The organism is Cochleicola gelatinilyticus (assembly GCF_001637325.1).
GTDB lineage: Bacteria > Bacteroidota > Bacteroidia > Flavobacteriales > Flavobacteriaceae > Cochleicola > Cochleicola gelatinilyticus.
On sequence record NZ_LRXL01000012.1, the window covers coordinates 49082 to 62091 of the forward strand.

Consider the following 13010-nt stretch of genomic DNA (forward strand, 5'->3'; position numbering starts at 1 on the left):
TATAGCAGCCTATTATTAAAGCCTTGATAGGTATTGCTATAGCTATTATTTTTTCTTGTTTTTTGTAGCTTTTTTTGGTTTAGTTGCTGGCTTTTTTTTCGTAATTGTGGTTGTAACTCGTTTCGATTTACTGGTCTTTTCAACAGATTCATCTTTTAATTGTTTTCTCACTTTGCTCAATGTATTTCTAAGAATATTAATTTGCTTTTCTAGATCTTTTACTGTTGGAGAATTGGTTAATTTAGCATTTTCGGAAAGGGGTTCATGGAGCGCATAATTTAAGGAACAATTTAAAAATTGAAGGTGCTCCATCTCTGCTTTCTTTTTAGCTTCAGATCCAACTTTTTTCCAAATCTTATTAAAATTTAATACAATATCTTTCCAACGGTCTTCCATTTTTGCTTCATTATTTTCTCCTGGGTCTAGATCATCTTCAATAATTAATAAAAGACAGAGATCGATATTTAAGAAAGCTACCATGTCCCAATAGTTTAAGTTATCGTACTCCGATCGCTCTGGTAATTTTTTCAATTCTTCTTTCAGTTTATCTTGTGCTTCTTCCACTAACTCAATATGACGCATCACCCCCTTTACCTCTTTTTTATTTATAGATTCGGAAGAATTAAATACCAGCAAACAAGCCAACTCGATTGCATTGACCAAAGAATAGACTTTATTTTTGTTATTCGGACTTTCATAAGCCATCTCGTATGTCTCCATGGCAGTTCTATAGGCCTCCAATCGTTCATTTTTTGAAGGCGACAATAAGGCCAATCGCTTGTAAGAACTACCTAATAAGTTAAGTCTTTCGGCGGTTTTTCCAGCAATTAATAATACTTTTAGATCCCCTATAACCCTTTCTATTGCATTATGTGCTTCTTTTTTATCCTTAAGTGTTGGATTTGATTTTTCAAAATAATTTTGAATGTAATATTTAGAACGTGTGTTGCAAAAACGTTCCATACAATTGAAAGAAAATCCTGCATCTTCCATATTAAGTAACTCTTCATATTTTTCGATCGCTTCTTTATACATTGCAAGTTCCTGATAAATTTTAGCGATTCGTTCACTAATGTGTGGAGTCATAAAAACATCACGGTCTACCGCATCGATGATCGTTTGTAATTCCGACAGATAATCATTTTCGGTATCGGTAGCCATCTCTAATTGGTTGAGTAAATTATCTAAATGAATTTCAGCCTCTTGCGGAACAATATAATTAGGTGACCATACACGTTTGCCAGAAGTAGCCCCTTTTAATTTAAAAAATGGATCACCATAACATTGGTACGCGCCCCAAGTATTGTTTTCCGGGTATTTTTCATAAAGAGTATGTCGTGCTTTTTTTACTGAATTCCCGAAAGTATCGCCACTAAACATGGCATCATAAAAAACGGATGAAAAGTCTAAGGCTGCTTCGTCGTTTACAGCCCAACCTGCTGCAATCACTGCTCTTACTCCAATCTTAATAAGTTGTGTTCCGATATTGGCTGCTAGCTTGTAACGATCTAGATAGAATTTTTCGTCCTCTGCATTAGTAGCTCCTAGATGACAGCAATTAACAAAAACCAATTCGGGTACCACTGGCATCTGCTCTATCTCAAAGACAGATAAAAAGCTCTCTTTACCTATAACCATTCCTGACTTGTTAGGATACTTCGGATTATAAATACCGTGACCTGCCATGTGTATAATTGTATAATCTTGACAGAAAAAACTTTTTATAATACTCGCCGCACTTTTTCCTATAAGTGAATTAACAGGATAACCAACATTCTCCATGACCTCTTTTACTAAAGTTCCTTCTCTTTTGGCTCCAGGTAGCTGAGAAATATAACCCTCTAAGATTGGATCTGCTATGACAAGCGCACCTCTTTCTGCTACCCGTTTTATATTAACGCGATACTCTTTGGTTGAAAGTTGACGAATCATACCAGCGTTTATACATAAAGGCTTTGCATTAGTTGTACTATCCTGCAACAATTCCCATGGATAGGATGCTGTTTTGGTATCTAAGATCCATGAAATGTTGCCTTTTCGTTTAAGTTTTTCTTTTAATGCATTGGGAATTAACAACTCAAATAAAGTTTTGGCTGTACACGGGTTCCATTGATTATTTGTGGACACTTCAGAAATAAAAAGATCTATCAAGGTAGTGCTACTAAACAATTGATTTTCCTCTTCTCTAGAATCGTTCGTAGATGCTCCAAAGATTAGGCTAGCAGGTTCGTTGGTTTCTTTGTTTTCGGGTTTGTGCTTCACATTAATTCTATTCCACCAGTCTTCAGAAGTATCTAACGGAGTTCTTTTACGAATTCCCAATAAGTTCTTAATACGTTTATTCCCAATAATGACATTTAATGTTGCATTTTCATTTTGTACAATCTTATTAAGCACATACATACAATTTAGAGCTCGGTTTGCGTAAAGCTCAACAAATTCAAGATTTTGAACGGTTCGATACCCTTCATTAAACAGCATTTTTATTTTCTCGTTCGCTGCATTCACCCCTTCTATAACTGCTTTAATAGATCCTTCTACTGAAAGACCTCCATATCCAGAACCAATTATGAGCGACGATACCCCTATCGTTTTTTTAGATGGTTGTGAATTACGTATACTTAATAAATAATTAAGTACACCCTGCTCAACCGTTTTAGCTAGTTGATGTGAAGTTAATTGATCGGGTTCTCCCAACCCTACGATAATTGCTCCTGCAAAATCGGTTCCTTGCATTTGATTAAAAAAAGCATTACTACCTATTTCTCCAGGATACAAGCCTAGTCTATGTTTAGAGACAAGGCTTCCTTGAAGATAATTGTTAATCGCTTGTTCTGCATGCAATACCCCATCATTCATAAAATGTCCTGCAAGTATGGGGTGGGCTGCATAACGCAAATCACCATTACTCACAGTAATGGTTAATGGAATTTGACTTCCTACAGGGTTTTCTTTATTACTTAATCCAAGTACGGTTCTTTCGAGTCCACTTTCAGAAAGATCGAAATCGATATCTGGTTCTGCTCTAAATACTTGTTCTTCTCCTCGTAATAGCGGTTTATTATTGGAAAGTAATTTTGTTGTTCCTGTTAAAAGAATCTCTTCAATTGCATCGAAAAGTTCGGGGTCATTAGCTAAAGCACCATGCGTGACGCGACTATAATAAACCGATTCTTTCGCCATTTCTTTAGGTATGCCTAACTCCCAAGTTACACTTTGATCTCCCTCCCCAGTGTATAGAAACTGAAGCTTCTTTTTTGTTTTTCTTTTATCCTTTCCAGTTGGAAAGTCTTCTGTATAATATCCAGTTGGTGTCATTTTATCTTTCCCTGCGATATAAACCATTTTTGAATAATCGATATGTACTCTTTTCTTCAAAATATTATCTCGATATATTCTAAATTCATTAAGGAGTGCCTTTGAAGGAAGTGGCCAATCTGAAGTACCGTGATAAGTCCTCATTTTTTGCCAAGTGTTTATATCCGCAAAATCATTTTCAGAATCGGTCGTAAGTGGTAATAAGCTCAAAATTCCTGGAAATTTGCTAAACATCTTCAACAAACCTTTTTTAGTATGAAACAAATCGAGCTTGCTTAATTTATTTATAATCGCATCTTCCCCGAATAATACTGCTGGAATTCTATGTGAGCCTCCTAATGGTGATCCTAAAAAGACCATTCTAAAATCTTTCGAATTATTTAATTCCCTCCAAGTATCCGGGTGATTAATCAAAAAATCTCTTACCAATACACCACCCATAGAATGTCCGATAATTTTTATAGGCTGTTTAAATGTGAGTAGTTCCTTTACCTTTAAATTAAATTTTGCAGCACTTACTGGTAATGGTTCGCGCCAATCAAACGGATAAATCACCACGTCGTATTTAGTTGACAACCATTTATACATTTTATAATAAGAAGTTTTTACTACAGATTCTGCACTAATTCTATTTACATTACTATACCCTAATTTTGTTAAACCACCTGTTAGAATGCGTCCGTAATGCAACCAGATTTCTTTCTTTTTTTCATTTAAATTAGACCCCATAATTCCTGGAAGCAGTATTACGATGGGTTTATTTCCAGAAGGAATCGTATCGTCTGGATACAATTCTCCGTGCTCGATACCACGATCACTCCCCGGAATTTCATATTGAGCAATCATTTTGAAACCAGGAACTGGTTCACCCGAAGCTGTTAATAACACTAATTCTATGGCTTCACGAGTCGTTTCGTTTTCAAAATAATTTACGTGATTCACCTCTGCACTTTGGTCGAAAAAGTATTGGATTTTTCCATTGCGTAGGGCTCCTAAATACATTGAGTCGGTATTTACTACCAAATCGTTTCTTTGGGAAAAGAATAATTTTCCTAATATTACGAGTAGTCCGTGGCAAGAAAAATTAACTCTACCATTACCTGATATAACTAGTAATGGAGCGCCTTGTATTGCAACAGTAGGTGTTGGATCGTTTAAAATTTTAATGAAAGGAGAATCGGGTCTCATGGCTTCAATCCCTGGTAATACCTTCGTATTATCTTTACTCTCGATAGCTGCCGAAAGTAGTTCTTTTAGAACATCTCCAAAAACACCTGGAATTAAATTAAAAAAAACATTAAGAACTTGATCCAGCCTTTTTGAAGCTAACTTAGTACCCGCTGCAGGAGAAGCCACCCTAATGAACTTTGTAACTTTGATTTTCTTTTCTTTAAAAATCTTATTCAGTTGTTCAATCGCCACAATATCATCTTCTCTTCCCTCTTTTTCCAATAACTCAATATGGTTTTCTGTAAATCCAGTCGGGGTTTCTTCATTGTTACAATATTTGTTCAGGATGTCTCCTATAATCCCCCCACGCGAATGGCTGAGAATATGAAGTTCACTATTATTAGGTAACAATTCTGCTAACTTTACCGTGTTTTGCAAAGGACTTTCGGTAAGTGTTCTATGTTGAAAAGCAATTACATTCGTTTTATAAATATCGTGTAAAGTACTCCAAGTTCGTGAATTCATCAAGGATTCGAACGCTCCTTTGGTATCCGAATTAGTTCCATGAATGAAAAGAAAATAAGGTGAATTAGACGTTTTTTCGTTAAATACTTCAAAATTAAAATGAGAGTCAATTTTTAATAAACCAGCTCCAAATTCAAGGAATTTTGTTTTTTCCAATTCATTTGCTACCGCACTATTTTCTAGAATTCCGTTTAATAAATGTTTGTCCTCTAGTTTTCTTGCAACGGTAACAATTCCCCTATCCAGAGCTTTTTTTGCAAATAACTTTAAAACCTTAACTACGAACTTTCCTATTATTCCTCGCTCTGTAATAGGGGCATCAATAGTTCCAGGTAGTACAAATTCTTCAGGGGTATTACTACGAGTTGCTTTAGGTTTTAAAGCAGGGTCGAGTTCAGGGTAAATTTCGTGCAAGGTTGATGCATCACACATCCAGACAGTTCCGTCTTCCAGTACAAGTTCAATTATTTTGTTCTCAAGAGACACTTTATGTTGGTTGGAGCTATCCCGATTGCTTGATTCAAGATTATAAACTAGGACTTCCTCATTCTCATCTCCTATTTTTTCTTCAACAAGTACTTTTTTGCCATATACAACAAGCGTATTAATTGGTTTCATATAATTTCATTATTTGGTTGGTATCAATTAAAATTTGTCGCAGGTTGTCTTTCAAATCTTTTATGTCAATTTTAACAGTAACATTAGATTCAAACGCAATTAAATCTTTTATGCATTATAGCAACAAACTCACTATAAGAATAAAAAGACAAAAAAAGGGGCTTAACTATAAGGAGATGAAAAAGATACGACAATTTATTAAAAGGTAACTAACCAAAAAAAAATATTGCCGTTTCAAAGTTTTTCTAATGAGTGGATAATCATAAATGCACTGAAAAGCAGCACAACATACTGTTTATAAGGTTTTTAAAAAATAATTAATGTTTAAGCAAACCATCCCTAACAATTTATCGTACATAATTATAAGTCAGAGACCCACGGCGGTAGTAAGTTAGTGGATAGACTTCAACTAATTACCCCGCAAAGCCTCACTTACAATTTGTTTGTGGGGCTTTTTATTATCTTTCCATTTTCAGTACCTTTCAGAATAAATAAATATTATGCTCAAATTCATATCACTTACTCTTATTTTTTCATTTTTAACCACCTGCGGACAACCTGTAAAAGAAAATGATATAGCGATAGATATTGAAGAACGCACCTACTCGATCGAGGATGTAGTAAATAACATTTCTAACCCTTGGGGTATGGTTTGGTTGCCCGACAATAGCATGCTTATTACTGAAAAAAGCGGAACTATTATTCATTTTAAAGACGGAATTAAAACGAATATTACCAATGTTCCAGAAGTATATAATCGTGGACAAGGTGGGTTGTTAGATATTGAAATACACCCAAATTATAGTAAGAATGGCTGGATTTATATAACCTATGCTTCTTCTGAAGGCACTAAAGAAGGAGGTAACACCGCATTAATTCGATGCAAACTCGAAAATAATTCACTTACCAATATTGAAAAACTTTATAAAGCAACTCCCAATACAACTAGAGGGCAACATTTTGGTTCTCGAATAGAATTTGATAATGAAGGGTACTTGTATTTTACGATTGGGGAACGTGGAAATCGAGATGTAAATCCGCAGGACATTACGCGAGATGGAGGAAAAGTCTACCGACTCAATGACGATGGAAGTATTCCTAGTGACAACCCTTTTATTAACGAAGCAGCTGCAAAAAAAGCTATTTATACCTACGGAAACAGGAATCCACAAGGAATGGCGAAACACCCCGTAACAGGAGCGATCTGGATTCACGAACACGGACCAAAAGGTGGTGACGAGGTAAACATTCTAAAATCTGGTGCTAATTATGGCTGGCCCGTTATTTCTTACGGAATTAATTACAGCGGAACAAAATTCACAGAAAAAACCGAACATCCCGACATGGAACAACCTATATATTATTGGGTTCCTTCAATTGCGCCCAGTGGAATGACTTTTGTTACTGGTAATAAATATCCAGATTGGAAAGGAAGTTTACTCGTTGGCTCTCTTAAATTTAATTATGTTGAGATGTTAACATTAGATGATAATAAGGTAATTGCACGAGAAAAAATAGCAGTAGATGTTGGTCGCGTTAGAAACGTAAAAATGGGACCCGACGGCTATATTTACATTGGCGTTGAAGGCAGAGGTATTGTAAAAATAATTCCTAACTAATTTTCAAAACAAAAAAACGGTAACTAAATATGTATAAAATCAGCTTTTTATTATTTGTAATTTTTATGGGTTGTACTAATGCAACAAAAAAAACTCAAGCAAAAGAATCCGTTAAAATTGGACAAGATAAAAACATTATGCAGTCCGATCTTGAAAAAAGTATGGAACGGGGAGCTACGGTTTATTCAGATTTTTGTGTACAGTGCCACCTACCAAACGGAAAAGGAATTCCAAATAACTTTCCTCCCTTAGCAGGATCGAATTGGCTTACCGAAAAACGAACCGAAAGTATTCATGCAGTGAAATACGGTCAAACCGGCAAAATTGAAGTGAATGGAATTACCTACAACGGAGTTATGACACCAATGGGACTAAGCGAACAGGAAGTTGCAGATGTACTTAATTATGTAATGAATTCTTGGGGCAACACTCAAAAAGAAATGGTCACAAAAGACGAGGTAAACGCAGTGTCTAAATAACCTGTCGCAACACAACTATCTTAAAATTCTGTAAGGGTGTAGAATTATTTCTCGAGCTATTTTGAGTAATAAATTTGAACAATACTCAATTCACAATTCTGAATTCTCAATTTTAAATACCTATTTTTGCAGTAAACAGTTACAACATGCTTATTATTGGTATCGCCGGAGGTACGGGAAGTGGTAAAACCACCGTCGTAGATCAGATCGTTGCAGAATTACCGGCCGACGAGGTCTGTGTAATTTCTCAAGACTCATATTATAAAGATACGAGTCATTTAGATTTTTCGCAGCGAGTAAAAATCAATTTCGACCATCCCAATTCCATCGATTTCGAATTACTTGTTTCGCATTTAGAACTACTTCGAAAAGACCGTTCTTTCGAACAACCCGTCTACTCATTTGTAGATCATAATCGTACTGGAGAAACAGTTACCACACACCCAAGAAAGGTAATTATCGTAGAAGGAATTTTAATTCTTACGCACCCAGAAATACGCGAAATGTTCGATATTAAAGTGTATGTTCATGCCGATAGTGACGAACGATTAATACGTAGGTTAAAACGCGATATCGCAGAACGTGGTAGAGATCTAGAAGAAGTACTAAACAGATATCAAACTACGTTAAAACCAATGCATCAGCAATTTATAGAACCCACGAAAGAGTTTGCAGATATTATCATACCAACGAACCGATATAACACCGTGGCAGTAAATGTTATTAGAAGTATCATCAATCAGAAATTAGCACACACAGAAGAGTGAAGTTTTCAGAAATAAAAAAGCAGCGATGGTTTAAGATTGTAAGCAATACGTATGTGCTTATCTTACTACTTTTTCTAATCTGGATGTTTTTTTTCGACACCAATTCGTTTCTTATTCATAAGGAGCTAAGTGATGACATTGATGCTTTAGAGAACAACAAAGAATTTTATTCCGAAGAAATAAAAAAAGACAAAACGTTCATCGATAAAATGAAAGATAGTAACGAAGTCGAGAAATTTGCCCGAGAAAAATACTACCTTAAAAAAGAAAACGAAGATATTTATATTATTGAACACGAGGATAGTTTAAAAAAACCAAAATGAAGATGAGTAATTCCTTGTTTAAAGATTTCGATGCCGTTTCCGCCAAACAATGGAAACAAAAAATACAAGTCGACCTTAAAGGTGCCGATTACAATGACACCTTGATTTGGCAAAGTCCAGAAGGCATTCACGTTAAGCCTTTTTACCATCAAGACGAACTTAAATCTCCCTTCCCACCTATTCCTGGTCATCCCGAATCGTGGCGAATAGCACAATCAATTTTTATTGATGATGAAACTATCGCTAACAAACTGGCTTTAGATGCCATAGATAGAGGTGCAGAAGCCATTTGGTTTACTTCGGAAAAAGAATTCGATATGAAAGTATTTTCTAATTTTCCTTTCGAAACTACTCCAATTTACATCGACTTACAGTTTCTTTCTGAAGCATTTAACCAACAACTGAAGCACTTTCTTGAAACCAAAAAAGCAACATTCTTTTGGGCGCCCGATCCTATTGCTCATCTAGCTTCAGACGGAAATTGGTTTCATTCGTTACAAGAAGATCATGCCCAGTTAAATGCCTTTCATTCTTCTACAACGAGACCGCTTCAAATAAGTATCGACACTACAACGTATCAAAATTCGGGTGCTAACATGGTACAACAACTCGCATATGCACTTGCACATGCTAACGAATACCTAAATCATTTTGCTTCCGAAGAAAAAAACAAGACCATACAAACAACCTTTAAAGTAGCGATAGGAGGAAATTATTTTTTTGAAATTGCAAAAATTCGTGCCCTAAGAAGGATCTATGCTATACTTGCTGCCGAATATAACTGTGTAGAAACATGTCATATTCTGGCGACTCCGTCTAAACGGAATAAAACACTGTACGATTATAATGTAAATATGTTGCGTACAACCACCGAATGTATGAGTGCAGTATTGGGAGGAGCCGACACCGTTTGCAACATACCATACGACGCCCTTTACCATAAAAGTAACGAATTTGGAGAACGTATTTCGAGGAATCAATTGCTTATTCTAAAAAAAGAAAGTTATTTCGACACCGTTTCAAACCCTTCCGATGGATCGTATTATATTGAGAGCATCACAGAGGAACTTGCCGAAAAAGCGTTAGAACTCTTTAAAGATATCGAGAAAAACGGCGGATTTCTTTCTCAATTAAAAGAAGGAACGATTCAACGAAAAATAAAAGATTCTGCGGAAAAAGAACAGGAACTTTTCGATGCTGGAGAAGTAAAATTGTTGGGGACAAATTATCACCCTAATCCACAAGATAGTATGAACAATGATCTTGAACTGTATCCATTTGTAAAAACAAAACCACGGAAAACACTTTTAGAACCCATCATCGAAAAACGCCTATCTGAGAAACTGGAACAAGAACGATTAAAAGCTGAAACCTTATGAGTGAAGAAGCATTACAAATTATCTTAGGGATTGTATTTGCAATTTTAGGTCTGGCAATACTATTCCGATTAAAGAAACTCACAACGTCGAAGTATTTTAAAATTTTGTTTGCTTTCGTTGCATTATTATTAATAGGTTTTGGCGTGTATTTAGCTATATTAAGTGTGCAAACGAGTTAATTTAAAATATATGAAATTTAGTCTATTATTTATCATTTTCTTAGTATTTGGAGCAACTTCTATGCTAGCTCAAAATGATTACTTAGAGCTAATCAAAACCAAGAACGGAAAAGTAAAAACTATAAAAGAAGGTAAAAGAGTCCGAGTAGTGCTCCTTGACGGAACTGCTTATAAAGGAATCTTAAACATTTCAGACCCTAATGGAATTTACATCAACGAAGATTATGCCGCTTTCGAAACCATTGCAAGCATTCAACGCAATCAATTATTCGAAAGAATTGCGGGTATATTCCTCATTTCTGCAGGAGGGTTAACTTTAGGAATTGCAGGTATAGTTGCGCTCGTAGACACCTCAGTAGCAGGGACTCTTGCGCTCTCATCGGCAGGACTTATTGGAGGTGGTTTTTTTGCCCTTCTATTACAACCCAAGCATAAAAATTCACGGTGGACCTATCAAAACATACTAGAATGAACCGAAAAAACGTACAACATCTCACATTAAATACTTCGGAAACCATTAGTGCAACTAAAAAGACTTTTTCTTCTGAAACTAAAACGCATGCAACGGCAGAAAATATCGACGTTAAAAATCGCTATTCTGAAGCAGATATAGCATCATTAAAACATCTCGACTTTATTGCAGGCATAGCGCCTAATCTTCGGGGCCCCTATTCTACCATGTACGTTCGTAGACCTTGGACCATTCGCCAATATGCTGGTTTCTCCACCGCTGAAGAAAGCAACGCCTTCTACCGTCGTAATCTAGCGGCCGGACAAAAAGGGCTTTCGGTAGCTTTCGATCTTGCCACCCATCGTGGATACGATAGCGATCACGATCGAGTACAAGGTGATGTAGGTAAAGCTGGAGTAGCTATCGATAGTGTGGAAGATATGAAGATTCTGTTCGACCAGATCCCACTCGATAAAATGAGTGTTTCAATGACCATGAACGGGGCTGTTTTACCCATTATGGCATTTTACATTGTAGCCGCTGAAGAACAAGGCGTTGCGCTTGAAGCATTAGCGGGAACCATTCAGAATGATATTTTAAAAGAATTCATGGTGCGAAATACCTACATCTATCCTCCAAAGCCTTCCATGAAGATCATTAGTGACATTTTTGAATTTACTTCTCGAAAAATGCCGAAATTTAATTCCATTTCGATCTCCGGATACCACATGCAGGAAGCCGGAGCGACCTGCGATATTGAACTTGCTTATACGCTAGCCGATGGCCTTGAATACATCCGCACGGGAATTGCCGCTGGAATGGACATCGATACCTTTGCTCCTAGGCTTTCGTTCTTTTGGGCAATTGGAATGAATCATTTTATGGAGATTGCAAAAATGCGGGCAGCACGAATGCTTTGGGCGAAATTAGTAAAACAATTTAATCCTAAAAACACGAAATCACTCTCCTTACGAACCCACTGTCAAACCAGCGGATGGAGCCTTACCGCGCAAGATCCTTTTAATAATGTCGCACGAACCTGCATTGAGGCTTCTGCAGCAGCATTTGGAGGAACACAGTCGTTACACACCAATGCGCTCGACGAGGCCATTGCACTACCCACCGATTTTTCAGCCCGTATTGCTCGTAACACACAAATTTATTTACAACAGGAAACAAGGATTACCAAAACAGTAGACCCTTGGGCAGGAAGCTACTACGTTGAAAAGCTAACCCACGACATAGCAGAAAGTGCTTGGAAACTAATTGAAGAAGTTGAAGAACTGGGAGGAATGACCAAAGCGATTGAAGCTGGAATTCCAAAATTAAGAATCGAGGAAGCCGCTGCACGAAAGCAAGCCCGTATCGATAGCGGACAAGATATTATTGTTGGAGTAAATAAATACCAACTCGAAAAAGAAGATCCGCTTCAAATATTAGATGTTGACAATCAAAAAGTACGTGCTGGCCAGATTGAATTACTCACAAAGATTAAGGCAGAACGAAATGCCAAAAAAGTTTCCGAAGCTCTTTCAGAATTAACACGCTGCGCAAAGACAGGTGAGGGAAATTTATTAGCTTTAGCTGTAGAAGCTGCCAGAGAAAGAGCTACATTGGGTGAGATAAGTGATGCAATGGAGAGCGTCTTTGGAAGGTACAAAGCACAAATTAAATCATTTAGCGGAGTGTATAGCAAAGAAATTAAAAAAGATCCGTCGTTTGCGAAAGCACGGGAAATGGCCGATACCTTTTCAGAAATGGAAGGCCGTCGACCACGAATTATGATCGCAAAAATGGGACAGGATGGTCATGACCGAGGCGCCAAAGTAGTTGCGACCGGATATGCCGATGTAGGATTCGATGTGGATATTGGTCCGTTGTTTCAAACCCCGGCAGAAGCGGCAAAACAAGCTGTTGAGAACGACGTTCATATTTTAGGGATCTCGTCGCTGGCTGCTGGACACAAAACCTTGGTACCTCAAGTAATTTCAGAAATGAAAAAACTGGGACGTGAAGACATTATGGTGATCGTAGGAGGTGTAATTCCGCCGCAGGATTATCAATTTCTTTTTGATGCCGGTGCGGTTGCAGTCTATGGGCCTGGAACCCGAATTAGTGATGCGGCCATTGAAATGCTTCAAATATTGATGGATTCGGTTGCGTGATATTAAAAATGTTATGC

At 36.9% G+C, this 13010-nt stretch carries 9 protein-coding genes; 8 read left to right on the forward strand and 1 reads right to left on the reverse strand.

All coding sequences use genetic code 11. The annotated features are described in order from the left end of the window. Positions 1-45: 45 nt before the first annotated feature. Positions 46-5631 carry a CHAT domain-containing protein gene (locus ULVI_RS01190; RefSeq protein WP_068588661.1) on the reverse strand — a complete coding sequence of 1862 codons (5586 nt, stop codon included), beginning with the start codon at positions 5629-5631 and terminating at the stop codon, positions 46-48. Positions 5632-6131: 500 nt separating this feature from the next. Between ULVI_RS01190 and ULVI_RS01195 the strand changes: the two genes are divergently transcribed. The 8 genes from ULVI_RS01195 to scpA all read left to right on the forward strand — a co-directional run bounded on the left by ULVI_RS01195 (position 6132) and on the right by scpA (position 12993). After that, complete coding sequence (locus tag ULVI_RS01195; RefSeq protein WP_068588665.1) at positions 6132-7250, forward strand: PQQ-dependent sugar dehydrogenase; 1119 nt, start codon at positions 6132-6134, stop codon at positions 7248-7250. A gap of 29 nt (positions 7251-7279) precedes the next feature. Further along, a complete protein-coding gene (locus tag ULVI_RS01200; protein ID WP_068588668.1) occupies positions 7280-7729 on the forward strand; it encodes a c-type cytochrome in 450 nt (149 codons plus the stop codon). A 146-nt stretch (positions 7730-7875) separates the two neighbouring features. Further along, positions 7876-8496: a uridine kinase gene (gene udk, locus ULVI_RS01205; protein ID WP_068588670.1), complete on the forward strand. Its 621-nt coding sequence runs from the start codon at positions 7876-7878 to the stop codon at positions 8494-8496. After that, a complete protein-coding gene (locus ULVI_RS01210) occupies positions 8493-8819 on the forward strand; it encodes an FtsB family cell division protein (protein ID WP_068588672.1) in 327 nt (108 codons plus the stop codon). The genes udk and ULVI_RS01210 overlap by 4 nt, the downstream gene beginning before the upstream one ends. A 2-nt stretch (positions 8820-8821) precedes the next feature. After that, a complete protein-coding gene (locus tag ULVI_RS01215) occupies positions 8822-10198 on the forward strand; it encodes a methylmalonyl-CoA mutase subunit beta (RefSeq protein ID WP_068588982.1) in 1377 nt (458 codons plus the stop codon). Beyond that, positions 10195-10377 (forward strand): hypothetical protein, encoded by a 183-nt coding sequence (locus tag ULVI_RS01220; protein ID WP_068588674.1) that lies wholly within the window; start codon positions 10195-10197, stop codon positions 10375-10377. Before ULVI_RS01215 ends, ULVI_RS01220 begins: the two co-directional genes overlap by 4 nt. 10 nt (positions 10378-10387) lie before the next feature. After that, complete coding sequence (locus ULVI_RS01225; protein WP_068588677.1) at positions 10388-10849, forward strand: hypothetical protein; 462 nt, start codon at positions 10388-10390, stop codon at positions 10847-10849. Continuing rightward, positions 10846-12993, forward strand: a complete 2148-nt coding sequence (scpA, locus tag ULVI_RS01230; protein WP_068588680.1) for a methylmalonyl-CoA mutase — start codon at positions 10846-10848, stop codon at positions 12991-12993. The genes ULVI_RS01225 and scpA overlap by 4 nt, the downstream gene beginning before the upstream one ends. Positions 12994-13010: the final 17 nt, after the last annotated feature.